A 25,399-nucleotide genomic window follows, 5' to 3' on the forward strand; every position below is an offset into this window, starting at 1 on the left:
AATTTTATTATAACAAAAGTTAGATTTATTATTAGAAATCATCTTATCGTACTTAATTTTACTTAGCCTTATTCTAACTTAAATATAAAAATTTTTTATATTTTTTCTTTTACTTTATACTATTCTTTTCTTAGATTGTTTATAATTAATTTAGTCACTATAAATCTTATTTTTTCATAGGAAACATCCTCTTCTAGATTTTCCTTAATAGGTTTTAACTTGCTATACCCAACCTTCTCTATGGCGTCTAAAACCAATTCTTCTTCCCTTTTTGAAAATAAGGAATCAAAATCTATTTCAAAGTCTATTTTATTTCCCTCTTCTAAATATTGCTGAATATGAGAAAGCACTGTAGTAATAGAAAGTTCTCTTTCCTTTGCAATGTTATGAAATTTTTCCCCTTCTCTAAGCATATCTATGGTAATTTCAAAGGATTTTTTCTTTCCATCCTTACCATTACCTTTTTTAAACTTTTCTTCTAGCTCATCCTTATTAATTTTTAATCCTGATTCCCACTTAACCTCAATATTGTTTACCTTAACATATTCCTTTATTACATTTAAGAACATTTCTCCATACTTAAGTATTTTCTTTTCCCCAACACCACTTATTTCTGAAAGTTGACTCTCATTTACTGGTATTCTTACACTCATCTCTTTAAGTGTATTATCACCAAATACTATATATGGAGGTACCCCTTCTTCTGAAGCAATTTCTTTTCTTAAGCTTCTTAATAAATCAAACAATTCATTATTTTTAGATACCCTCTTAGCTTTTATCTTTTCCTTAAACATAACTTTTTCATTACCCTTAAGAATATCTATGGAACTTTGATTAAGTCTAACTACAGGGTACTCCCCTATATAATCTATATATCTATGCGAAATTAGAGTGTTTATAAAGTCCTTAAGCCCTTCTTTAGAATAATCCTTCATTATGCCATAGGTACTTAGCTGATCTAACCCTAAGTCAATTATCTTTTTATTTTTTGAGGCTCTTAAAACATCTATTATTACCCCTATTCCAAAGGGTCTTTTCATCCTATAAACACAGGAAATAACTTTTTGAGCATCTATTGTTTTATCAACTAATTCTCCTTCCATTTCACAATTGCTACAATTATGACAGTCTTCCTCTAGGTCTTCTCCAAAATAATTAAGTATAAATCTTCTATAACATCCATTAGAATAAACTAAATCCATCATTGTTTGTAGCTTACTTAATTCATTTATCTTTCTTTCAGGATTTAAGGTACCAGTTTCTATTATATATTTCTGTGTCTGAACATCTCCTGGTGAAAAAATAAGAATACACTCTGATTTTTCTCCATCTCTTCCCGCTCTTCCTATTTCCTGATAATATCCCTCTATGTTTTTGGGCATATTATTGTGAATTACATATCTTATATTTGGCTTATCTATGCCCATTCCAAAGGCATTAGTAGCAACCATTACACTTACCTTATCGAAAACAAAATCCTCTTGATTTTTCTTTCTTTCCTCATCTGAAAGTCCAGCATGATATTTTGTGCACCCTATTCCTCTTGAATTTATAAGTTCACATAAGGAATCTACTTCTTTTCTAGTAGCACAATAAATAATTCCAGAAACATCCTTATTTTCTTTTAAATAATCTAATATATAGTGAGCCTTGTTAACTCCCTTTTCTATTATTATTTTTAAATTATCTCTATCAAATCCAGAAACAAAAACCTTTGGATTATTAAGCTCAAGTAATTTTACAATATCTTTTCTAACTTCCTCTGTTGCAGTTGCTGTAAAGGCTGAAACTACAGGTCTTTTTCTTAAAAGATTTATAAACCTTCCAATAAACTTATAACTACTTCTAAAATCATGTCCCCATTGAGAAACGCAATGAGCCTCATCAACAGCCACTTGTGAAATATCTATATTAGAAACTAAATTTAAAAACTCCATAGATTCAAGTCTTTCAGGTGCTACATATAATATTTTTATATATCCATCTTTAACACTTTGAAATATATTATTTATCTCTTCATTACTAAGAGTAGAATTTATATATGCTGACTCTATTCCCATACTATTTATGGCATCAACTTGGTCTTTCATAAGAGAAATAAGTGGTGAAATTACAACTGTAACCCCCTCTAAAATCAATGCAGGAATTTGATAACAAATTGATTTTCCTCCACCAGTTGGCATTATAGCTACAACATCATTTCCACTTATAATCTCATTTATTATTTCCTCTTGTCCTTTTCTAAACTCACTATATCCGTAAAAACTTTTTAAAATCTCTTTCGCTCTATTCAATATTTCTCTCCTTCCAATTTATAAACCAACAAAATTATTTGCTAAATACTACTTATTTTCATTCTCTAAATTAAGTAAACATTCCTTTTTGCTTAATCCCCCACCATATCCTGTTAATGATCCATCTTTTCCTATAACTCTATGACAAGGAATTATTATAGGAATAGGATTTTTATTATTTGCTCCTCCTACAGCCCTAACAGCCTTTGGATTTCCTATTTTCTCAGCTATTTCTTTGTATGAAACTGTCTCTCCATAGGGAATATCTCTTAAAGCATTCCATACCTTTTTTTGAAATTCAGTTCCCTTTGCTAAATCAACCTTTACTGAGAACTCACTTCTTCTACCATTAAAATACTCTTCTAATTCTATTTTACACTTTTCTATCTCTTCACTAATAAATTCTTCTAAACAATTATCATCTTCTACAAAGTTAATCTCTACTATATATCCATCTGACTCTATTATCTCTAAAATTCCTATAGGAGAATTGTAATATCCCTTTTTTATTAAACTTTCTTTCATAAACATCATCTCCCTTTTAATTATTTACACATATTAAACTAAAATTAACATTATCAATATTTAAACATGCATTTATTATCTCTAGATCAATAGTGTTCGGCTAAATATATAAATTAATTATACTATATATTTTTCATATAAAATTTTATATATTCTACTAATAATAATTGTTATAAACATAACTCTAATGCTTTTAACTAAAACTTCTAAAATATAAAAATAAGGCAAATAATATCTAATATTACTTGCCTTACTTTTATTATTTACCTACTATTAATTTTTAAGCTTGTCTTTTTTTCTATATAACTTATTCTATACTAATTTTGTGATTTATATTGATTATAATATTCAGATAACAATTCTAAAACTTGTTTTGCTATTTTCTTATATGCCTCATCTGGCAAGTTAGCTTCAGAAACACGCAATATTCCTGGTGCTGCTCCAAAACCTACTCCCTCCATTAAGACTACTCCATTTATCTCTGCTAAACGTAATAAGAAATCAATAGGTTCAAAGTTTTCCTTTAGATATTCCTTAAACTTATCATCATACAAATCTCCAGCTAACTCATAAATATCTATTAATGAATAGTATTTAGCATTTTCTCTACTATCATCTTCTTTAATTCCTAAGGTATTGCATAAATCATGATATCTCTCTCTCACTAATTTTTTAGAGCTTTCTATATATGGATCTCTGCCCTTAGTAATCAATGAAGTTAAAGCAAATAAAGCCATTTGAATTTGTTGAGGTGTTGATAAGCCTGAAGTGTGATAAAGGCCAACTGAACGGCTATCTGCAACAATTCTCTCAATAAATTTAAACTTTCTTGGTTCAAAAGTTACAAGGCCATATCTTTTATCTAAATCCTGTAATTTTTCCTCTGGTAATTTACTTATTAACTCATCAAAAACATTATTTTCATTAGCAGCTATTAATCCTAATCTCCATCCTGTTACACCATATAATTTAGAGAATGAATAAACTAATAAGGTGTTATGAGGTGCTACTGAATATATGGTCTTAAAGTTTTCAACAAAGGTTCCATAAACATCATCAGTTATTATCATTAAATCCTTACGCTCTTTAACTATATCAGCTATGTGATTTAAAGCCTCTTCACTTAAGGCCTTAGAAGCTGGATTTGAAGGATTTACAAAAAATAAGGCTTTAATCTCCCTATCTCTTAACTTGTCTAATTCTGAATCTTCTATAACCCAATTATTTTCTTCCTTTGAAATTAAATCTACTTCAACCATCTCATAATCTTTTAATTCTGGTATTTGTAAGTAAGGTGTAAATATTGGAGTGTTTATAGCAATCTTATCTCCAGCTTTTATTAATCCATTTTCTTTTAATGAATTAAATATGTAGCATATAGCTGCTGTTCCACCCTCTGTTGGGAATACATTAGTTTCATTAGCTAATTTTACTCCTCCAAAAAGTTCTTTTTCTAAATACAATTTTAAAATCTTTTCTGTATTTACTAAACATCTATTTGGAACTGGATAATCATTCCCAATTGCTCCATCTACAAATTCCTTAACTAATTCATCTTTATTAACATTTAAAGTTTTAATGCTATAATCTATGGCATCACGTAAAAATTTATCTACTTCATGACCACCATCTAAGAAATCCATTAATCTTTCATATATACCATCTAAATTGGTGTATCCAGCTAAATTTCCCTCATGTATAGTTCTTCTTGATTCAAAAACACCAAACTCTACTATTCTGCTTAAGGCTAGTCTTCCTTCAGTATTTATCCAGTTAGGATTTCCTCTTCCTGCATTTAAAAATTTATTGTGTTTTTCATTGTTTTTAGCTAACTTTAACATCTTGCTACTAATTTCAAAAGCTCCTAATCCTTCTAGCTTTTTTTCAAGATCTTTTGTTATCATGAATAACCACTCCTTATAGTAAATTATCCCCAAATGGTTTATACCTTTATTTTAACACTTTGTTAACTTTTATGGTTAAATTCTCACATTATTTAAGCATAATTTTCCTATAAAGATACAAAATCAATCCCTTTAATAATTACTATATTCCACTAAGATTTTAGAATTATTACTCTAAACATAGTTCTGAAAATTATATAGGTATTTTCTTTATACTATTTGTAAGTTTTATAAAAAGTTATTTTAATACAAACCCTTAAATCTTATTTTGGTATAGTCCTATAATACAAAACTATTAATAAAAAATATTACTCTCCAGCTACAGAAAGTTCCTTAATAAGAATACTTGGACTACCGTATCCTGAAGTTACTCCACTTTCCTCTAAATCATTTCCTACTTCTTCAATATTATTTAGTAAATCAAAGAAGTTTCCCGCAATAGTTATATGTTTTATTGCCCCTTTTAAAACTCCATTTTCTATTTTTATCCCCTCAGCAGCTAAGGAAAAATCTCCTGTTACTGCATTTGCACCTGAATGAAGACCTGCTAAGTCTATTATATAAAGTCCATTTTCCACAGAACTTAAAAGCTCTTCAAAGGACTTATCCCCTTCTTTTATATAAAGGTTAGTAGGACTTGCCTTTACTGTAGATTTAAATCCTGCTTTAAAACCATTCCCAGTTGGATTAATCTTTGACTTCTTCGCAGTTTTTAAACTGTGTAAAAATCCTTTAAAAACTCCATTTTCAATTATATTTTTAACTCTTGTAGGTACCCCCTCATCATCAAAGGAACAAGTTGAAATTCCTCCCTCTAAGAAAGGATCATCAACAAGAGTAATTTTATTAGACGCAACCTTCTCTCCAATTTTATCCTTTAAAAGTGTTTTATTTTCTTGAGCTATATGACCTAAGAAATTATCTTCCATAGTTCTTATTAAGGAAGCCATAACCTCTCCATCTATAATAACTTTGTATTTACCTGATTTTATTGAAGTAGCTCCTTTTTTTCTTAAAGTATTATTTATTGCTTTCTTCATTAATTCATCTATATTAACATCATTTAACTTAGTTGAAACCCTAGAAACTCCATCTACAATCATATTTTCTCCATCTTTAGCTATAGGAGAAATTGTAGCTTGAACAATAGTTTTTTCTTCTTTTAAATCAATTCCCTCTGAATTAACTATTACTCTCTCTAACTTAGCTGTATTAAATTTAGTGTACTCACTTTTTATTATTTCAGAATTTATCTTTGATGGCTCAGTACTTAACTTTAAAGCCTTTTCTATTTGCTCCTTTGGAGTTAAGATAAGAATATTTTCATCATATGAATTCACTTCTACATACTTAGCTTTATCCCCCAATATAAACTCCTCATCTTCGCTTTCTACAAGTTCAGCACATTCCATTGCTTTTAAAAGTAAAATTTCTATTGATTCCTCATCTAATTTCTCTGTATATGAGTATCCCATTTTTCCACTATATATACCTCTAAAAGAAACTCCTATAGATGTACTTAAGCCGTATCTTTCAACCTCTCCATTAGATGAAGTAATATTTAATGATTCACTTTTACCATAATATAATTCATATTTTTCAAAATTAAGTTCCTTAGCTCTATTAAATAATCTTTCTTTAAAATCCTTAAATTCCATAATAACAAATACCTCCTATCTTCCCCCAACTGTGATTTCTTTAACTCTTAAAAGTGGCTGACCTACGTTAGTTGGTACTGCTCCACTTAAGGAACCACAAACTCCTTGCCCATGGTCTAAGTTTTTCCCAACCATATCTATGTTCATTAAGATATCAGCACCATTTCCTATTAAACTAGCTCCTCTTACAGCTCTATCAATAACTCCATTTTTAACTAAGTATCCTTCAAGAACGTTAAAATTAAAATCGCCAGTTATAGGATTTACTGATCCTCCACCCATTTGCTTAGCATATAATCCATTTTCTATAGATTTTATGATTTTCTCATTATCATCTTCGCCATTTGCTATAAAGGTATTTGTCATTCTTGAAGTAGGAGCATATTTATAAGATTCCCTTCTTCCACTTCCTGTAGAAGGCATACCCATTCTTCTTCCATTAAACTTATCAATCATATATGATTTAAGTATTCCATTCTCTATTAAAACTTTTCTTCTAGTTGGTTCTCCCTCATCATCTATATTTAATGAACCCCATGCATTAGCTATAGTTCCATCATCTATTGCAGTAACCTTTTTAGAAGCTATTTGCATACCAAGTTTATCACAGAATATAGAATTTCCTTTAGCAACAGCAGTTGCCTCAAGAGAATGACCACAAGCTTCATGGAATATAACCCCGCCAAAGGAATTTTCAATAGCCACAGTCATCTTACCCGCTGGGCAATAATCTGCATGAAGCATTGTTACTGCTGACTTAGAGGCTTCTTTTCCTAAATCACTTAAATCTATGGTATCAAAAAATTCAAATCCCATAGATGCCCCTGGAGATCTTGTTCCAGCTTGATTATCTACTCCATTTGAAGCTATGGAACTTATGGCTATTCTTGATCTTATTCTTCTATCTTCAGTAAATAATCCTTCACTATTAGCAATTAAAACCCTTTGATCCTCATCCTTCATAGTAACTGTAACTTGAGATATCTCATGACTATATCCCTTTGCTCCCTTATAAGCTTCCTTCATTTTCTCAATTTTCTTAGCTGAACTTATAGATGAAGGAACATATAAAATAGGATGAATATTGGTATTTATTCTTTCAACTAAATTTAAATTAACTGTATGTCCATTTATAACATCCCCTAAAGCTAAAGCCGCCTTTTTAGCAGTATTAACTAAACTCATAAGGGAATCATCATTGGTATATGCATATATGCACTTTAGTCCTTTAAAAATTCTTATACCAATTCCATAATCTTTTCCTGAAATAATATCCTTAACCGCCCCTGAAGTTAATACAATATTATTATTTAACTTTTCTTCAACAAAAACTTCTGCAAAGTCTCCTCCTGTACTAAGAGCTACAGAAAGTACTTTTTTAATAGTATCTTTACTTAACATAAAATCACTCCCCAAATTAATAAACAATTATCTTTAATAAGATTATGCCTTATTTTAAATATTTAATTCTATTTTAATTGTATAAACATGAAAATTATATAATTAAAAGAAATATTATCATTATAAAAAATTTTAAATTAATTAGCTTTTTCAATCCATCTTAAAGTTATCATCTATTTACATAAGATTTGAAAAGTGACATACAATGTTAATTAGCTTAAAATATAGGTTATTGAACTTATTTTTAAATTAAAGGAAAAGAGGAATTAATGTGAGTATTACTAAGGAAAGATTCTTTAATGAATTTAAGAAAGATCAAGCTACATATGATGAAATTCATGAAAATATATTAGATGGGGTTAATATAGGTGGGGCTAATTTTATCATATTAATGTGTGCCATAATAATAGCCTCTGTTGGTTTAAATATGAATGCTACTGCTGTTATTATAGGTGCAATGCTTATTTCTCCACTTATGGGGCCAATAATAGCCATAGGATATTCAGTAGGAATTTATAATTTAAAACTTTTAAAAAAATCTGCAATTATACTAATAATAGAAATATTCATAAGTATAACTACTGCCACTATTTATTTTTCTTTAAGTCCAATATCCAGTGCAGGAAGTGAGATTTTATCTAGAACCTCCCCTAATATATGGGATGTAATAATAGCTTTTACTGGAGGAATTGCAGGAATAATAGGTATAACTCGTAAAAAATCAGGAAACATTTTACCTGGAGTTGCCATAGCAACTGCCTTAATGCCTCCACTTTGTACAAGCGGTTATGGTTTAGCAACTAAAAACATTCATATATTCTTAGGTGCAGGTTACTTATTTTTTATAAACTCATTTTTCATAGCACTTTCAACCTTACTTGTTGTGAAATTTATGAAAATACCAACTAGAAATACTTTGTCAGAAGTAAAACAAAAGAAACTAAAAAAAATGCTCATAGTTTCAACTATTTTAGTTACTATACCAAGTTTAATATCAGCAGCAACTATGGTTAATAGCTTTTTAAACAATACTAATCTTAGTAACTTTATTGAAAATGAAATGCCTTCTGAATATATTCTTAACAAAGAAATAAACACAAAGAATAAAACAATAGACTTAGTTATAATAGGTAACACCATAGATAATTCAGAAGAAGAAAAATTACAAGAGACATTAAAATATTATAATTTCAGTGGATATAAACTTATAATTCAACAGTCAACTGATAATTTCCCTGAATTAAAAATGTATTTAGATAAAATCAAAGAGCAAGATTCTGGTTTTATAGGTGATTTAGAAATAAATAAAGGAAAAAATAACTTTAATAGCAATAATAATGTTACATCAGCATTAAACTCAGTTACTTCATCCTTACCAGGAAAGTTTGATGACATAACTAAAGTTTACAGTGGAATTTTAGATAATGAATTGCCTGTGTTTATTATAAATCACTCTAAAGATTATATTGATAAAGATGCTATTAATGCTTATATTCTATCTAACCCTGAATTAAAAAATGCTAAAATTTACTTTGAAAAAGAAGATTCAAATAAGGAAAATACAAAACCTCAATAGCTTTTATATTAAGGAACTTCTAAAAAGTAATTTTTAAAAAATATTTAAAAAAATTATTCTAAAAGAAAATAAAAAACTTTAAACTTCATAATATAAAACACAAATAAAGAGCTATAAAAGATTTTAAAATAAATTTTATAGCTCTTTTTATTTTAATTATCATTGTTTTTATTGATTAATGAATGCTTTCTTCCATAAATTAAATAACTTATGATTAATAAAACTAAAACCACAATAAATATTTTCCATGTTTCTTCTGATAAATTACTCATTAAAAATAAGCAACTAAATGCCCCTAGTAAAGGAATAAATGGTACCAATGGAGTTTTAAAGCCTCTTTTTACATGAGGATATTTTTTTCTAAAGGCTATTAAAGATATACAAACTAAAGTATATGTTAATAAAAAGGCTATATTAGCAAAGTTAGCTAACTGTCCTAGATTAAAAAATCCTGCTAATAAGGCACCTATTATACCAACAGTCCATAATGCTGTATATGGCACATCTTTTTTATCAACTTTACTAAAGAATTTTGGTAATAATCCATCTCTACTCATAGCTAAAAGTATGTGTGATGTTGTAAAATTCCCTGCAAATATTACAGCAAGGATTCCTATTACAGTTCCTAAGGATACTACAAAGGCAACTCCCCTTTGTCCTACTAATTTTAAAGCATAGGATAATGCATCACCAACATTTAAATTAGTATATGAGGTTACTCCTGTTAAGACTAAGGAGACAGCTATGTATATAATTGTGCATATTACTAAAGAACTTATAAGCCCTAATGGTAAAGATTTTTGTGGATTTTTAACCTCTTCAGCAGCTGAGGCCGTTGCATCAAATCCACAATAAGCAAAGAATAAAGAAGCTGTTCCAGTGACTATCCCCTTAACTCCAAAGGGAGCAAATGGATGCCAATTACTAGTATTTACATGAAAAGCTCCAACTCCTATGAATAAAGCAATAACTGCAATCTTTATAAATACCATAATATCATTAACCTTCTTACTTTCTTTAGTACCTAAAGATATTACAAAAACTATAAATAAAATTGATATCATTGCTGGTAGATTTACTATTCCCCCTTCACTTGGAATAGCTGTAAATGTCTTTGGTAATTTTATTCCTAGAATATCTAAAAGACTTAAAAGATAAGATCCCCATCCCGATGCTACTGTGGCTGTAGATAATGTATATCCAATAACAATGCACAATCCTGATATATATGCAATAATCTCACCTAAAGAGACATAAGTAAATGAATAAGACCCTCCAGCACTTGGAATACTTGAACTAAATTCTGCATAGCATAAAACTATTATAGCCGCCGCAATTCCTCCTCCAATAAAGGCTATGGAGGTAGCTGGTCCAGACTGTTTAGCTGCAACAATCCCCGTTAAAACCATAACTCCAGTACCAATTACTGACCCAACACTCATTAGTGTTAAATCCAAAGCACTTAGGGTTCTTTCCTTATTTTCATTTGCTTCGCTAAGTATTCTTTTTAAGCTTTGCTTTTTAAAAATCTCCATAAATTAATCACCCTTTTAAATTTAGTAAATTTCGCTTTATACATTATATGTTAACACTTTATTCATCATTAAGAAATATTTTATTGCATAAAAAAAGACTGCATCTAAATAGATACAGCCTAATCAATAATTTATAATATTCATTTTAAGTCAGGGATTTTTAAAATTTATATTATAACTTATTAGCTAATTAATTTTGATTTATAAATTTCAACTTAAATACATTATTTATTCTTTCTTTATCTAATTTCAACTCTAATATTATGGCAGCTATAATTATTAATATAGCACCAACTATTTGCTTACCATTTAATACTTCTCCAAAAATAAAGAAAGCAAATATACTTGATAATACTGGTTCCATAGAAGCTAATATACTGGTAACACTAGCCTCTATGTATTCAGTTGATTTTATATAGAATGTATTAGATATAAATGTACTTAAAATACCTATAGATAATATATTTAATATGACCATACCAATATTAGGTGTATTTGCAATTATATCAAATGATTCTTTAAAGTCTGTAAATAAACCTATAAATATACTTGCAAATATATAGCCATAAATAAGCAATGTGTCTTTTCTATAACCACTAAAAAATTTAGGAAATATTATTTGAAAAGCAAATAAAAATCCTGTTCCTAATCCAGCAGCTATTCCTATTGCACTCATATTAAAATGTCCTAAAGACATATTTGAAACCATTATGCATCCTACTAAAGTTAATAGGATAACAGATCCCTTCTTCATATTGAACTTTTCACCAAAGAATAATACCCCAAAGATTGTTACCCATATTGAGTTAGTAAACATCAATACTGTAGCTACAGATATAGGTATATATTCTACGGACAAGTTATATCCAATAAAACATAATGCAAAAGTTCCTATTCCATATAATGCTGAAATAGCTAAACCTCTTCGATCTATCTTTAAAATTTTTCTATCAGTTATCATTATCCAAATAAAAAAGCAAATAGAAGATAAAAAGCTTCTACTAAAAGCTATAAACATTGTGCTTAATCCCGCTTCATATAGGATTCTACTACTTATTCCCATTATGCCCCAAAAAACTGTGGCTATTAAAACTAGACTTATTCCCTTCTGCTTATTGTTCATTATAATTCCTCTTTTTCTAAGTTTTTAACACAAATTCTATTATATACTTATTAAGAAAATTTAAAAGCTCCAAAAATGACATTTTACTTTTATTAACTTTCATTTTCTGCCCTATTATATAATTTTAGTTGTTATATCTTAAAATTACTCAAATTAGCTTATAATGTGGTTCTTGATTAAAATTAAAAACTTTTTACTTTCTTAAAAGTTGTCAGTTTCATATTATTTTTGAAGGAAAATTTTAATAATTATTCAATACTAAGTTTATAAAATTAATTTTTTTAACACTTTCATAAAACAAATTAAAGCTCTATATTTTTATAAAGAAAAAGAAGCTATATCAAAACTAATAAATAAAACTTATGAATATATAAAACTTCATACTATTTTTAAGCTTTATTTACAAGTTATTTTGATACAACTTCTTTAAACAATATCTTTATATTTATTATGTAACTAACTTATGTGCTAAAAGTTACTATGATTATTTAAAGTAAACTTTATTATCTTCTAATTTATCTATTATTGCAAGAGACTCAACTCTTACTCCTAAATCTTCTAAAACTTTTCTTCCATCTTGGAATCCTTTTTCTATAACTATTCCTATTCCTACTAACTCAGCACCTGCTTGCTCAACTAAGTCTATCATTCCTTTAGTTGCACATCCTTGAGCTAAGAAGTCATCAATTATTAAAACTCTTTCACCTTTATTTAAGAATTGCTTTCCAACTCTAACCTTGTAATCTTTTTTCTTTGTGAATGAATGTACATTTGATTCATAAACATCTTTATCTAAATTTAAACTTTCAGTCTTTTTAGCAAAAACTACTGGAACATAATCAAAGTATTGAGATGCGATACCTGCAATAGCTATTCCTGATGCTTCTATTGTAAGTATTTTATCTACTTTTTCACCTTCAAATCTTTTTCTAAATTCCTTACCAACTTCATTAAGGAATTTTATATCCATTTGGTGATTTAAGAAACAATCAACTTTAAGTATGTTTCCCTCTCTAACTTTTCCTTCTTTTAATATCTTTTCTTTTAATGCTTCCATCTTCATTTTCCCCCTGCTATAAAAATTATTTCATTATAATAAATAACTATGTTTAGAATTTTCTTATTGAATCTATTAAAGCTCTATGTAGAGGCCTACTTTACTACAAAGATAATTCCTATAAGCATATTAAAAAGAAAGCTTAATTAAAGCTTTTACATAATAATTTTATATGAATTAAAAAAATTCCTAAGCCAAAAAGCCTAGGAATATATAATAATCTCACAAAAAAATATAGAAATCACCTATATATTCGTAGTTAGGATGTTTACGGCCTCCTAGTAGAAACACTCAACCCATATCGTCGAGCATATACGATATACTTATATAAGTACATATTAAGTTATTAAGTAGTATTATAACTACTTATTCTTTCAATGTAAAGTTTTATCACTAAAAAAATTTTAATGAACATATAAACATTAAAGAACCTATTTAATTTATTATATCTTAGAAATGAAACATTACTAATTTTATATTTTCTAAAAATGAAAACTTTAAAACTTACTCTGATAATTTTAAAATAGAGTTAATATATATATAATCTTATTTAAAATCTAGTCTTGGAATAGTCGTCCAAACTCTCCTAATACGCTACCTTCCCCAACATCTCTAGATCCTGGAACTTGAGGTGCAGATGAAACAACCTTAGATGCAAGTCTACTAAATGGTAAACTTTGAATCCAAACTTCTCCTGGTCCTACTAAACTTGCAAAGAAAATCCCTTCTCCTCCAAAGACAGCATTCTTTATTCCCTTAACATACTCTATATCATAATTTACATCCTTTGTCATAGCAACTAAGCATCCTGTATCCACTTTTAATTTTTGTCCTGGTAGAAGTCTCTTTCTAACAATAGTACCACCAGCATGAATAAAGGCCATACCATCTCCTTCAAGTTTTTGAAGTATAAATCCTTCCCCACCAAAGAACCCAGTTCCTAATTTTCTTCTAAAATCAATTCCTATACTTACTCCCTTAGCTGCACATAAAAAAGCATCCTTTTGGCATATAAGTTTACCACCATAATTTCTTAAATCTACTGGAATTATCTTACCTGGATATGGTGAAGCAAAGGCAACCTTTTCTCTGCCTACTCCCATATTTGTAAAGGCAGTCATAAATAAGCTTTCCCCTGTTAAAACTCTCTTAGCAGCTCCTCCTAGCTTTCCAAAAAATCCACCTGATCCACTACTATTGCTTCCATCACCAAAAATGGTTTCCATTTCTATGCTGCTATCCATCATCATCATTGCTCCAGCCTCGGCAACAACAGTTTCTCTTGGATCTAATTCAATCTCTACAAATTGCATATCATCTCCAAAAAGTTCAAAGTCAATTTCATGTGAATTCATCATATACACATCCTCCAATAAATAAATCTATTCCAACACTAAATCATAATTTTATTTTACATACTATCATAGAATATATAACTTCTACAATAAAAATATTCCAAGAAATAAAGCCCTTATTATTCTTTTCGTAATACTAAAGCCTTTATTCACACATCTTTATATAAGCTCATAGTATTTATTAAGAGGGTTTTCAAAATCTTAATAAAATCATAGTATTTTCGTAATAAAAACTTATTGACAGACAACTCAAAGAGATATAATATGATATTAAACTTATTAATATTTAATATCTATTGTATTAAGAGGGAGTAGTTGCAAGTTATAATATCAACATCGCGGTTAACGAAAAGTTACCTGGTATTATACACCAATTTGGTTACAAGACTTTTAATATAATCTAAGGAATTTAAGGTATTTTATGTACTATTCCTTAGATTATATTAGGAGTCTTATTTTTTTGCCTCCTATACATAGATATTATTTGTTAGAAATTATCCTTAATCAATAATTTATATTAAAGAAAGGAGACAATAATATGAAGAAAGTTTATTCAAAATCAAAAGAAGAACTTTTTAAAGAACTCGGTGTAAACAAGAACGGTTTAAATGACACTGAAGTTAAAAGCATGGAAGAAAAATATGGTAAAAATGAATTAGTTGAAGGTAAGAAAAAATCTACTTTCCAAGTATTTCTTGATCAATTTAAGGACATGCTAATAATAATTCTTATATGTGCTGCCGCTATTTCAATGTTTTTAGGAGATATTGAAAGTGCCGCTGTTATCATATTCGTATTAATAGTAAATGCTACTCTTGGAACTATTCAGCATCTTAAAGCTGAACAATCTTTAAGTAGCTTAAAGGCTCTCTCCTCTCCTTCTACTAAGGTGCTTAGAAATGGTGAAAGAATAGAAATAGACTCAAAGGATGTAGTTGTTGGAGATATTATCTTTCTTGAAGCTGGAGACTATGTTCCTGCTGATGGTAGAATTCTTGAAAACTATAGCTTACAAGTTAATGAAAGCTCATTAACTGGAGAATCTGAAAGCATAGTTAAAATGTCTGAAATAATAAAAGGAGAAGAAATTCCTATTGGTGATAGAAAAAATATGGTCTTCTCTGGAAGCTTAGTAACTTATGGTAGAGCTACTATTTTAGCAACAGCCGTTGGTATGGATACTGAAATAGGTAAAATAGCTCAGTTATTAAATGATACCAAGGAAAAGAAAACTCCTCTTCAAGCTAACTTAGATAACTTTGGTAAAAAGCTTGCAATTGGAATACTTGTTATCTGTGCAATAGTATTTGCTCTTAGTCTTTATAGAGGTGAAGCTATTATAGATGCATTCATGTTTGCAGTTGCCTTAGCAGTAGCTGCTATCCCAGAAGCTTTAAGTTCTATAGTAACAATAGTTCTTTCTTTAGGAACCCAAAAAATGGCTAAAGAAAATGCCATCATAAGAAAATTACAAGCAGTTGAAGGCTTAGGTAGTGTATCTATTATATGTTCAGATAAAACTGGTACATTAACTCAAAATAAAATGACTGTTAAAAAGATTTTTGTTGATGGAAAAGTAATAGATTCAAATGAATTAAACTTAGAAAAGAAAATAGATAATGATTTATTAACTATGAGTTTACTTTGTAATGATGCAATTACAGATTGTGAAAAAGAAATAGGTGATCCAACTGAGGTTGCCCTTGTAAACTTAGGTGATTTATACGGAGTAGATGAACTTGTTCAAAGGGATAAATTTAAGAGACTTGGTGAAATTCCTTTTGATTCAGATAGAAAACTTATGAGTGTTGTTTATAACATTCATGGTGAAAATATTATAGCTACTAAGGGAGCTGTTGATGTTCTTCTTAAGAGATCTACTAAGATTGAAACTTCTGAAGGGGTTAGACCTATAACTAAAGAAGATATAGCTAAAATAGAAGAAATTAACCAAGAATTCTCAAAAACAGGTCTTAGAGTTTTATCTTTTGCATATAGAAATATTGAAAGTAGAACAGATATAAAACTTGATGATGAAAATGACTTAACCTTCATAGGTCTTATATCAATGATGGACCCACCAAGAGAAGAATCTGCTGAAGCCGTAAGAGCTTGTATAGAAGCTGGAATTAAACCTGTAATGATAACTGGTGACCATAAAATAACAGCTTCTGCCATAGCAAAACAAATTGGTATATTAAAAGATGAAAGTGAAGCTATTGAAGGTTCTGCTTTAGATAAAGTTAGTGACGAAGAACTTAAGAATATGGTAGAACACATTTCAGTATATGCTAGGGTTTCTCCAGAGCATAAAATAAGAATAGTTAGAGCATGGCAAGAAAAAGGCAATGTAGTTGCCATGACTGGTGACGGTGTAAATGACGCCCCAGCTTTAAAACAAGCTGATATAGGTGTTGCAATGGGTATTACAGGCTCTGAAGTTGCTAAAGATGCCGCTTCTATGGTCTTAACAGATGATAACTTTGCAACCATAGTAAAAGCTATTGAAAATGGTAGAAATATTTACTCAAATATTAAGAATGCTATTAAATTCTTATTATCTGGTAATACTGCTGGTATATTATCAGTATTATATGCTTCCATATTAGCATTACCAGTTCCATTTGCTGCGGTACACTTATTATTTATAAACCTTTTAACTGATAGTTTACCTGCAATTGCTTTAGGTCTTGAACCTCATAAAAAAGAAGTTATGAAAGAAAAACCAAGAAAGGCTAATGCTTCTATACTAACAAAAGACTTCATTACAGATGTCTTATTTGAAGGTGTGGTTATTACTATTGTTACTATGATAGCCTTCCATATTGGATTAAACCAAGGTGGACCTCTATTAGCAAGTACAATGGCCTTTGCTACTTTATGTTTATCAAGACTTGTTCACGGATTTAACAGTAAATCTAAAAAACACGTATTATCAAAAGAATTATTCTCTAATAAATATTTATGGGCTGCATTTGGTATAGGATTTGTACTATTAAACATTGTTCTTTTAGTACCTGTATTTGAAGAATTATTCCAAGTTGCTCCACTTACACTTAATAACTTATTAACTATATATGGATTATCATTATGTACTTTCATAGTTGTTCAAGTTGTTAAATTTATAAGAGAAAAACTTAACAAAAATAAAATAAACACTGTTCAAGAATCAAATAAAGAAAATAAAGCAGCTTAATTATAGTTTTCTATAGACCATGCCAATGGTATTAGCATGGTCTATATTTATATCTAATAATACCAATTAAGAATATACAGGAGGATTATTTTGCATGGAGTTTTTAGGATCTCTATTAACATTTTTAATTGATATTGTAGGTTCCTTTGGATACTTTGGAATCTTATTAATAGTTGGGTTAGAATATGCTTGTTTCCCATTACCTAGCGAAGTGGTTTTAACCTTCTTTGGTCTTAGTGCATCTCAAGGAGAATTTTCACTTATTGGAGTTATAATATTTAGTATTATAGGTGGATTATTAGGTTCATTGATCTGTTACGCCATTGGCTACTATGGTGGTGTCCCTCTTCAAGAATGGTTAGGACGTAAATTCCCAAGCAGTCAAAAAAGTATGTTAGCATTAAATAAATGGTTTAAAAAATATGGAAAACCTGCTGTATTACTAGCTAGGATAGTTCCACTTACTCGTACATATGTATCTTTATTAGCTGGTGCTGAAAAATTCAGCTTAAAATATTTTATCTTATACTCTTCTTTAGGTATAAGTATTTGGAACATTTTTTTAGTTTCCTTAGGATATTTTATAGGTGATAATCTACCACTTATAAGTTCAATAATGGAGAAATACACCTTTGTCACTTTAGCTATTTTAATTATTGCTGTGATTATTTTCATTTATCTTAAGTTTTTCAAAAAAGAAAAAAACATATCAAAATAATTATAATTAAAAAGACTATGCTAAAATCTTATTTCTTAGTTTTAGCACAGTCTTTTTTAATTAAATAACAATCTTAAATTTTATTCTAAATTATCTATTTCACTATTAATTATTAATTTAATCTTTTTTTAATTAAATAATAGTTTTATCAATTGTGATAAAATTTATTTTTATTCCTTTATATATTTTTATTAGATAGTAGTGTTAGCACTTCTTATTCCTTTATAGAAAAGATAGAAAGTTAACATCATATATGGTTGTAACCAAAGCATACCTATTCCAAAAGTAAGGAAAGATAATATCATCCATCCTATAAAGCTTAAGTTCATAACTATATACTTCCATCTATATCCCTTAGTTATATTAAAGCTCATTTCTATAGCTTCCATTACTCCAACACCTTCGTCTTCTGTTAATATCATAGGTACAGGGAATAATATTGCCTCTATAAAAAATCCTAAAGCAACTAAAATAATAAGAACTACAATAATTACTACTATGCTTTGACTAGCTATAAAAGCAACTGAAAATATCATTGTAAATATAATCCAACCTATTCCTACAACTAATCCAATTAAAATATCACTCAATAAAATTTTAAGAGTAGTCTTGAAACTTATTAAGCATTCTAAGTATTTTACTTTTTCCTCTGTTTCATTTAGCTTAATACAATACTTTATAAAGCTTCCAGTTAAAAATGTTGAGATTAGTGCAATTATAATCCACCCGAATATAGGTATTGGAGATAATAAAAAACTTAATAAAAATGTTGAAACAAAAAATAACAAACATGCTCCTACAGCATTTTCCCATCTTCCTCTTAATAATTCCTTGGCTTTTAGTTTACATTCTACTCTATCAGTCACTAAATAGCGCCTCCTAAAAATTGATTGCTTAATTAAATACATCTAATTACTTTTATATTATTCATAATCTTCAATAATTAACACAAAAACTTAAGTAATATATTAAAATATAAATTTCACTTTATTATCTGATATAATTTAAACAATAGGATTCATATAAAACTATGATTTAGGTAATAAACCTTTTAAATCTATTACTAATTATAAAGTTTATCTCTTTATTAAATCATGATTTAAAAGAACCTAATTAAGCTAATCTTAATTATGATTTCTATAAAGTTTTTTAATAAAATATAATTTAATGAAAGGTATAAATTTATGAGAAAAAAATATTTTATATTAACCATTTTAACCATGATTCTTGGTCTTTTATCTAGAAAATTCATGTCCTATATTCCTAGTTTAATAGCACCATACTTAGGTGATATACTTTGGGCAACTATGGTTTATTTTGGCTTTAGATTTCTATTTCCCAAACTAAGTACTAATACTTCTTTTTTAATTGCTATTATTTTCTCCTTTGGAATAGAATTTAGCCAAATATATCAAGCCAAGTGGATTAATAATATTAGAGCTACAACCCTAGGTTCTCTGGTTCTTGGACATGGCTTCCTTTGGAGTGATTTACTTTGTTACACCATAGGAATATTAATTGGATCTTTTATAGACAAACTTGCTTTTATTAAAAAAAAGCCCTAAGGTAAGCAAAAAACCTTAGAGCCCAGAAGAGGTATCTACAATAGCAACCACTATGTGATAAATAGCTTTAAGTTTCTATCTTTAAGCTATTTATTATCTTATATTCAAATATTCCTTAAAATATTCCTATTGCAAGTATTAATGATGCAAATACAATAGAAATCATAGACATTAATTTTATTAATATATTAAATAGATGGTCCTGTAGTATCTTTAAATGGATCTTCTACAGTATCTCTAACTACATATGCCTTATGAAAATCTGAGCCTATTAAAAATCCTTTACCTGTAGCTACCGAAATATACTACCAAACTCCTAAATTAAGAAGTGCTAAACCAACAGCTACTAATCCTATTATTGCTCCACTAGAAAAAGCTATTCTTAAATCTCCATTTAAACTTTTTTAGCAGATGTAGTTGTCCTTTAATCTGCATTTGTAGCAGTCTTCATTCAAAGATAGCCACTTAAACTAGAGATTAATTTTTGGCTCCATTTTTAATATATTTATTTAATTTATGAAATGTTACAAGTTAATCTTAAATAAATACTCTATCTACAACTTATTATTAATATTAAAATTTAATCATAAACTCTATTATCTTATATGTTTTAAACACTTTTTAAAACAAAATCTAATATTTTTATTATTGAGAGGATTAATTAATGAATAAGGATTCAAACCTTTTTAAAGAGTTAACAGACTTTGAGCTAAGAAAAATAATTACAAATCATTTTGGTCATAATACTAAATTCAAAGCAAACCTAATAAATGGTGGGTTGTTCAATACAACATACCTTATTAAATTATTAAATACTAAAGAAAAATTCATACTGAGGGTTGGTCCTATAAACACTAACCTACTTCTACCATTTGAACTTAATCTAATGAAAGGAGAAGAATATGTATATTCTCTTTGTGAAGATAGAAATATTCCTAGTTCAAAAGTTTTAAAATGTGATGAAAGTAAAAACTTAATTTCTAGAGATTATATGATTATCGAATATATAGATAGTAAACCACTTTGTGAATTAAAACTTGATAAAGAAATTGAAAATTCTCTATACAAAAAAACCGGTAAATATACTCGTAAGTTACATCAAATAACAGCTAACCAATTTGGAAGAGTTTATGATGTCTTAAAGGGCAATGGATTCAATTCATGGAGCGAATTCATGCTTAATGAATTTCAAAAAATAAGGATTAAACTTCATGAATATAAAGTTTTCACTACAGAAGAACTAGATTGTTTTGAATCCATAATACGTGATAACTCTCAAGTATTGGATGAAATTAAAGAACCTCACCTTGTTCATTGTGATTTATGGACAGGCAATATATTAGTTAAAGATTATAATTCAAAAAATCCTAAGGTGGCAGCAATAATTGATATAGATAGAGCCTTATTTGGTGATATAGATTTTGATTTTGCAAACCCTTGGATTATAAATGAATCCTTTTTAAAAGGATATGGTATTGAATTAAAAGATTCTCCTGAAAAGATTATTAGAAAAAATATTTATAGATTAATATATTACTTAATTGAATCTTATGTCTGGAAAGTTCAATATAATAATCCTGATATATCAGACAAAGAAAAAATTAAGGCTTTAAAATTAATTAGATATTTTAAATAACTAAATAAAACTTTATAGTATTCTAATTCAAATTCATAAACAAAATATACTAACTAATTTAGTTTTTATAAAAACTATTTAACCTTAACACAAAATAAGGAATTAGTCTCTTATATAAGTGAAAACTAATTCCTTGTTTTATAAATTTTTATTTTAAATAAAAATATTAAAATTCATCTCTTTACTCTAAACTCCATTGCTTTTGCTCAAACTTTTTATCATTGCCATTACACTTAACATAGCTAACATTAAATTTTGTTTTTTTTGCCAATTCCACAATCTCATTCTTTGTAAAACCATTCTTTTTAAATATAATACAATATTCATACTGACTAGATTCTTTGGCACTTAGACTAGTGTTTATATATTCTCTCGAAATTAGTCCCTCTTTTTTATAAATATTTTTTTCTAATGCTTCATTTACAATAGGATCAAAAATTATATTTTCTATAAACCCCTCATCTAAATTATTAAATACCCTTATGTCAAAATATATAGGTACATATTCTAAATCCTCCTCACCAGAAACGCCAATACCTCCAAAACTTAAACTTAAATCATTTTTATATAATATCTCTCCATTTAACTTCAAGTCACTTCCTTTAGTTACATACTTATCTTCTCCAACATCAACTTCTACTTTCATATCTGAAATCATCTCATGAATTTCAATATATCCACCATCGCCAATGCCATAATTAGATGAAACAATAGAAATTATTTTTTTTCTAACAGAATCCATATACTCAAACTTTAAATCATTGTCTAATTGTTCAAATTTATTATTACCTTTTGCTATAACAGTAGAGTCTCTAAATCCCGATAATTTATAACTTGATATATATTGATTTAATCTTGAGTCTTTAATAGAAGTTTTTATTTCATATGTATTTTTTACTAAAGGAAATGTAATAATAATTGTTATTATAGTAGTAATTAAAAGTCCAATTAACCATCTAAAACTCGCCTTTGCTCCTAGTTTATTAATTAGAAATTTTCCTTTAAGCAAATCATAAATCCACCATATAATTAATATTAAAAGAAAGCAATCTATAAATAACCATGTGCTCATAGGAACCCCCTTAATCTTATTCTTTAGTTAGCAAAGTTAAACCTATTCAAAGGCCATACTGTTATTTGAGCTTTTCCTAATATATCATCACCACCTATATATTTATCACTCCAATACCTTGAATCTTTACTATTATCTCTATTATCGCCTAATAAAAGATATTTGTCTTCTGGAACTTCAAAATTCATATTCACTTTCCCACCTGGATATTTTATATACGGCTCATCTAACTTTTCATTATTTACATATACTGTTCCATCATCTTTTATTTCCACATTATCTCCTGGTAATCCTATAAGTCTTTTTATCATCCTTTCATCAAATTCCTTTGAATAAAAAACTATCATATCTCCTCTTTGCATCTTAGATAAATTATGTATTCTTGTAGCAAAAAGTTGATCTCCTGGCTCAATAGTTGGTGCCATTGATGGAGTTGGAACTACTATTTTAAAAAGTAAAAATTTATTTATAAGAAGTGTTAATACTATTGCTGTAAAAATAATAACTACGTATTCTTTTAAGTTTTTAGCCATTCCTATTCCCCTTTCTAAACCTAATTTTTATTATAATTAATTAAATATATTATACCACCAAATACATTTTTTTCTTTAATTTCTTTTAAAATACAAATTGTTTCACTAAAAATTAATTTTAATTAGATAAATATATTAAATTAAAAATAAATTTCATTTTTTAAACAAATTGTGAACAAAACTTTCTTATTAGGTCTATGAATTTTTTGTGAATATGTTATTATTAATATGAACCTAGTCCATAATGGTAATTTAATTTTCACATATTAAAGTAAATCCAAACTTTAGATTTCTTTTAATATATGAAAACTTCAACTTAAGGACAGGCTATAAAATATTATTCTAATTTAAGAAAGAAGGTTTTTTTATGCCTAAATTATTAATTCCAGCTATTATATTTATAACATTAGCACTAATATTTTATACAATTGGTGTTTGGAGCGAGCATAGAGCAGGTATCTTAAAGAAAAAACATGTAATTATCTTTTGGTGTGGTTTAGTATGCGATACTCTTGGAACTTATACAATGAGTAGAATCGTTGCATCTGGAACTGACAAAGGTATTACTCCAACTGATTTATTAATACATCAATCAACAGGTATGCTTGCTATTATTTTAATGCTTATACATGCTGTTTGGGCAACAATTGTTTTAAACAGAGGTAGTGAAAAAGCAAAAGCTATATTCCACAAATTCAGTTTAGTAGTTTGGTTCATATGGCTTATACCATACTTTGTAGGTATGTATATCGGAATGACATCATAATAAAAAATACTCCTTTTAAACTAAGTTTAAAAGGAGTATTTTTTATTATTAAATTTTATATGCTAATTAAATTTTTAATTTATTTTATTCACAAACCTTACCTGGATTTAAAATATTATTTGGATCAAAGGCTAATTTTATTCCTCTCATAATATCCATTGTGGCCTTATTTAAGGATTCATTTAGATATAGTCTCTTAGCTAAGCCTATTCCATGTTCTCCAGAAACTTGTCCATTAAGTTCTCTTTGTTTTCTATAAAGTATTTCCATGGCTTCATTAAGCTTTTTATGCCATTCTTCCTCTGATAATTCATCTTTTAATATATAAATGTGTAAGTTTCCATCACCAGCATGTCCAAAACTTCTTATTCTAACATTAAGTTTTTTCTCTACTTCATTAGTGAATTTTACAAACTCTGCTACCTTATTTCTTGGTACAACAACGTCAACCTCATCTAAATCACTTGTTGATGCCTTTATGGCTTCTAAGAAAGCTCCCCTAGCTGACCATATTGATTCTTGTCTTTCTTCTGTATCTGATATAAATACATCTAAAGCTCCTTCTTTTAAACATATGTCAGCTACTTTTTCATAATATCCTTCAACCTCTTCCTTTGAGTTTCCATCAAAGCTTAATATTAAATAAGCATTTGATGAGTTATCAGGAAATTTCTTTCCTAAGAATTCCTCTGCTGATATTATTAAATCTCTTTGCATAAATTCTATAGCTGTAGGAATATTCTTAGATTTTATTATTTTAGGAACTGTTTCTATGGCACTTTCTAAATCATTAAATGGAACTAAAAGACTTATTACCTTCTTTGGAAGTGGTAATAGTTTTAATACTATTTTTGTTATTATTCCTAATGTCCCTTCTGATCCAATAATTAAATCTTTTAAGCTATATCCTGAACTATTTTTAACAACTTTTCCACCAAGTTCTAATACTTCTCCACTAGGAAGAACTACTTCCATTCCTCTTACATAATCCCTTGTTACTCCATATTTAACAGCTCTCATTCCACCTGCATTTGTGCTAACATTACCACCTATGGTTGCTGTTTTTTCTCCTGGATCTGGTGGATAAAACAAATCATGTTCCTCAACAAATTTAGCTATTTCCATAATAAGAACTCCAGGTTCAACTGTAAGAGTTAAGTTATCTTCATCTAACTCTAATATTTTATTCATTCCACTTAAATCTAATAAAATTCCTCCTAGTATTGGAACTGCTGCTCCAACAAGCCCAGTACCTGCTCCCCTTACTGTTACAGGAATATTATTATTATTTGCATATTTCATTATTTCTACAATTTCATCTCTACTCATAGCCTTAACAACAATATCAGGCAGATGCTTTTCTGAACCTAGCTCATCATGAGAATAATCTTCACTTATTTCTTCTCCAATAAATACCCTTTCATTATCATTTATTATTCCTTTTATAAATTCAATTCCACTTTCATTTATTTTGTTATAACTCAT

At 28.1% G+C, this 25,399-nt stretch carries 19 protein-coding genes, 1 pseudogene and 1 riboswitch; of the genes and pseudogenes, 6 read left to right on the forward strand and 14 right to left on the reverse strand.

What is annotated here, in order from left to right; all coding sequences use genetic code 11:
• Positions 1 to 119: 119 nt before the first annotated feature.
• The 5 genes from recQ to QP548_RS11630 all read right to left on the reverse strand — a co-directional run bounded on the left by recQ (position 120) and on the right by QP548_RS11630 (position 7,782).
• Positions 120 to 2,294 carry a DNA helicase RecQ gene (gene recQ, locus QP548_RS11610; RefSeq protein WP_061426256.1) on the reverse strand — a complete coding sequence of 725 codons (2,175 nt, stop codon included), beginning with the start codon at positions 2,292 to 2,294 and terminating at the stop codon, positions 120 to 122.
• 48 nt (positions 2,295 to 2,342) lie between these two features.
• Positions 2,343 to 2,819 (reverse strand): methylated-DNA--[protein]-cysteine S-methyltransferase, encoded by a 477-nt coding sequence (locus QP548_RS11615; RefSeq protein ID WP_061426255.1) that lies wholly within the window; start codon positions 2,817 to 2,819, stop codon positions 2,343 to 2,345.
• A 317-nt stretch (positions 2,820 to 3,136) separates the two neighbouring features.
• Positions 3,137 to 4,723, reverse strand: a complete 1,587-nt coding sequence (locus tag QP548_RS11620; protein WP_061426254.1) for a bifunctional aspartate transaminase/aspartate 4-decarboxylase — start codon at positions 4,721 to 4,723, stop codon at positions 3,137 to 3,139.
• 308 nt (positions 4,724 to 5,031) lie between these two features.
• On the reverse strand, positions 5,032 to 6,381 hold the full coding sequence (locus QP548_RS11625) for a TldD/PmbA family protein (protein WP_061426253.1): 1,350 nt from the start codon (positions 6,379 to 6,381) through the stop codon (positions 5,032 to 5,034).
• Positions 6,382 to 6,396: 15 nt separating this feature from the next.
• Positions 6,397 to 7,782, reverse strand: coding sequence for a TldD/PmbA family protein (locus QP548_RS11630; protein ID WP_061426252.1), 1,386 nt, complete (start codon positions 7,780 to 7,782; stop codon positions 6,397 to 6,399).
• Positions 7,783 to 8,053: 271 nt separating this feature from the next.
• On the opposite strand from QP548_RS11630, the gene QP548_RS11635 reads away from it, so the two are divergent.
• Positions 8,054 to 9,358 carry a TIGR00341 family protein gene (locus QP548_RS11635; protein WP_061426251.1) on the forward strand — a complete coding sequence of 435 codons (1,305 nt, stop codon included), beginning with the start codon at positions 8,054 to 8,056 and terminating at the stop codon, positions 9,356 to 9,358.
• Positions 9,359 to 9,510: 152 nt separating this feature from the next.
• Here the strand turns inward: QP548_RS11635 and QP548_RS11640 are convergent, their stop codons facing one another.
• From QP548_RS11640 to QP548_RS11655, 4 genes are all read right to left on the reverse strand, one after another.
• Positions 9,511 to 10,893 carry an APC family permease gene (locus QP548_RS11640; RefSeq protein WP_003471538.1) on the reverse strand — a complete coding sequence of 461 codons (1,383 nt, stop codon included), beginning with the start codon at positions 10,891 to 10,893 and terminating at the stop codon, positions 9,511 to 9,513.
• 190 nt (positions 10,894 to 11,083) lie between these two features.
• A complete protein-coding gene (locus QP548_RS11645) occupies positions 11,084 to 12,016 on the reverse strand; it encodes a DMT family transporter (protein WP_061426250.1) in 933 nt (310 codons plus the stop codon).
• 484 nt (positions 12,017 to 12,500) lie between these two features.
• On the reverse strand, positions 12,501 to 13,073 hold the full coding sequence (locus tag QP548_RS11650) for a xanthine phosphoribosyltransferase (RefSeq protein WP_003458080.1): 573 nt from the start codon (positions 13,071 to 13,073) through the stop codon (positions 12,501 to 12,503).
• A 236-nt stretch (positions 13,074 to 13,309) separates the two neighbouring features.
• Positions 13,310 to 13,412: riboswitch (purine riboswitch) on the reverse strand.
• Positions 13,413 to 13,630: 218 nt separating this feature from the next.
• Positions 13,631 to 14,431, reverse strand: a complete 801-nt coding sequence (locus QP548_RS11655) for a TIGR00266 family protein (RefSeq protein WP_003471391.1) — start codon at positions 14,429 to 14,431, stop codon at positions 13,631 to 13,633.
• A 535-nt stretch (positions 14,432 to 14,966) separates the two neighbouring features.
• Here QP548_RS11655 and QP548_RS11660 point away from each other — a divergent pair.
• Together QP548_RS11660 and QP548_RS11665 are read left to right on the forward strand one after the other, a co-directional pair.
• Positions 14,967 to 17,624, forward strand: coding sequence for a calcium-translocating P-type ATPase, PMCA-type (locus QP548_RS11660; RefSeq protein ID WP_061426249.1), 2,658 nt, complete (start codon positions 14,967 to 14,969; stop codon positions 17,622 to 17,624).
• A 94-nt stretch (positions 17,625 to 17,718) separates the two neighbouring features.
• Positions 17,719 to 18,342 (forward strand): DedA family protein, encoded by a 624-nt coding sequence (locus QP548_RS11665; protein ID WP_061426248.1) that lies wholly within the window; start codon positions 17,719 to 17,721, stop codon positions 18,340 to 18,342.
• A gap of 191 nt (positions 18,343 to 18,533) precedes the next feature.
• Here QP548_RS11665 and QP548_RS11670 read toward each other — a convergent pair whose 3' ends face one another.
• A complete protein-coding gene (locus tag QP548_RS11670) occupies positions 18,534 to 19,208 on the reverse strand; it encodes a DUF975 family protein (protein WP_061426247.1) in 675 nt (224 codons plus the stop codon).
• 318 nt (positions 19,209 to 19,526) lie between these two features.
• Here QP548_RS11670 and QP548_RS11675 point away from each other — a divergent pair, with 318 nt between their 5' ends.
• The gene (locus QP548_RS11675) at positions 19,527 to 19,907 is read left to right on the forward strand and encodes a DUF2809 domain-containing protein (protein WP_061426246.1); all 381 of its coding nucleotides are present in this window, start codon (positions 19,527 to 19,529) and stop codon (positions 19,905 to 19,907) included.
• Between the two features lie 115 nt (positions 19,908 to 20,022).
• Here QP548_RS11675 and QP548_RS11680 read toward each other — a convergent pair.
• Positions 20,023 to 20,176: pseudogene (locus QP548_RS11680) on the reverse strand (sodium/proton-translocating pyrophosphatase); the annotation flags it as partial.
• Between the two features lie 395 nt (positions 20,177 to 20,571).
• On the opposite strand from QP548_RS11680, the gene QP548_RS11685 reads away from it, so the two are divergent.
• Positions 20,572 to 21,543, forward strand: coding sequence for a phosphotransferase (locus tag QP548_RS11685; RefSeq protein WP_061426245.1), 972 nt, complete (start codon positions 20,572 to 20,574; stop codon positions 21,541 to 21,543).
• Positions 21,544 to 21,724: 181 nt separating this feature from the next.
• Here QP548_RS11685 and QP548_RS11690 read toward each other — a convergent pair whose 3' ends face one another.
• Complete coding sequence (locus QP548_RS11690; protein WP_236907323.1) at positions 21,725 to 22,615, reverse strand: hypothetical protein; 891 nt, start codon at positions 22,613 to 22,615, stop codon at positions 21,725 to 21,727.
• Positions 22,616 to 22,638: 23 nt separating this feature from the next.
• Positions 22,639 to 23,148 (reverse strand): signal peptidase I, encoded by a 510-nt coding sequence (gene lepB / locus QP548_RS11695; RefSeq protein WP_061426244.1) that lies wholly within the window; start codon positions 23,146 to 23,148, stop codon positions 22,639 to 22,641.
• A 367-nt stretch (positions 23,149 to 23,515) separates the two neighbouring features.
• Here lepB and QP548_RS11700 point away from each other — a divergent pair, with 367 nt between their 5' ends.
• Positions 23,516 to 23,914, forward strand: coding sequence for an HsmA family protein (locus QP548_RS11700; RefSeq protein ID WP_061426243.1), 399 nt, complete (start codon positions 23,516 to 23,518; stop codon positions 23,912 to 23,914).
• An 84-nt stretch (positions 23,915 to 23,998) separates the two neighbouring features.
• Here the strand turns inward: QP548_RS11700 and QP548_RS11705 are convergent, their stop codons facing one another.
• Positions 23,999 to 25,399 carry an FAD-binding oxidoreductase gene (locus QP548_RS11705; protein WP_061426242.1) on the reverse strand — a complete coding sequence of 467 codons (1,401 nt, stop codon included), beginning with the start codon at positions 25,397 to 25,399 and terminating at the stop codon, positions 23,999 to 24,001.

Source organism: Clostridium sp. UMB9555A (assembly GCF_030222355.1).
Taxonomy (GTDB): Bacteria; Bacillota; Clostridia; order Clostridiales; family Clostridiaceae; genus Sarcina; species Sarcina perfringens.

What these genes read in the sequence shown, in the direction of transcription:
- QP548_RS11615 (WP_061426255.1), bottom strand. Translation starts at nt 2,819, where the DNA reads ATGAAAGAAAGTTTAATAAAAAAGGGATATTACAATTCTCCTATAGGA.
- QP548_RS11620 (WP_061426254.1), bottom strand. Translation starts at nt 4,723, where the DNA reads ATGATAACAAAAGATCTTGAAAAAAAGCTAGAAGGATTAGGAGCTTTT.
- QP548_RS11625 (WP_061426253.1), bottom strand. Translation starts at nt 6,381, where the DNA reads ATGGAATTTAAGGATTTTAAAGAAAGATTATTTAATAGAGCTAAGGAA.
- QP548_RS11630 (WP_061426252.1), bottom strand. Translation starts at nt 7,782, where the DNA reads ATGTTAAGTAAAGATACTATTAAAAAAGTACTTTCTGTAGCTCTTAGT.
- QP548_RS11640 (WP_003471538.1), bottom strand. Translation starts at nt 10,893, where the DNA reads ATGGAGATTTTTAAAAAGCAAAGCTTAAAAAGAATACTTAGCGAAGCA.
- QP548_RS11645 (WP_061426250.1), bottom strand. Translation starts at nt 12,016, where the DNA reads ATGAACAATAAGCAGAAGGGAATAAGTCTAGTTTTAATAGCCACAGTT.
- QP548_RS11650 (WP_003458080.1), bottom strand. Translation starts at nt 13,073, where the DNA reads ATGGAAGCATTAAAAGAAAAGATATTAAAAGAAGGAAAAGTTAGAGAG.
- QP548_RS11655 (WP_003471391.1), bottom strand. Translation starts at nt 14,431, where the DNA reads ATGATGAATTCACATGAAATTGACTTTGAACTTTTTGGAGATGATATG.
- QP548_RS11660 (WP_061426249.1), top strand. Translation starts at nt 14,967, where the DNA reads ATGAAGAAAGTTTATTCAAAATCAAAAGAAGAACTTTTTAAAGAACTC.
- QP548_RS11665 (WP_061426248.1), top strand. Translation starts at nt 17,719, where the DNA reads ATGGAGTTTTTAGGATCTCTATTAACATTTTTAATTGATATTGTAGGT.
- QP548_RS11675 (WP_061426246.1), top strand. Translation starts at nt 19,527, where the DNA reads ATGAGAAAAAAATATTTTATATTAACCATTTTAACCATGATTCTTGGT.
- QP548_RS11685 (WP_061426245.1), top strand. Translation starts at nt 20,572, where the DNA reads ATGAATAAGGATTCAAACCTTTTTAAAGAGTTAACAGACTTTGAGCTA.
- QP548_RS11690 (WP_236907323.1), bottom strand. Translation starts at nt 22,615, where the DNA reads ATGAGCACATGGTTATTTATAGATTGCTTTCTTTTAATATTAATTATA.
- lepB (WP_061426244.1), bottom strand. Translation starts at nt 23,148, where the DNA reads ATGGCTAAAAACTTAAAAGAATACGTAGTTATTATTTTTACAGCAATA.
- QP548_RS11700 (WP_061426243.1), top strand. Translation starts at nt 23,516, where the DNA reads ATGCCTAAATTATTAATTCCAGCTATTATATTTATAACATTAGCACTA.
- QP548_RS11705 (WP_061426242.1), bottom strand. Translation starts at nt 25,399, where the DNA reads ATGAGTTATAACAAAATAAATGAAAGTGGAATTGAATTTATAAAAGGA.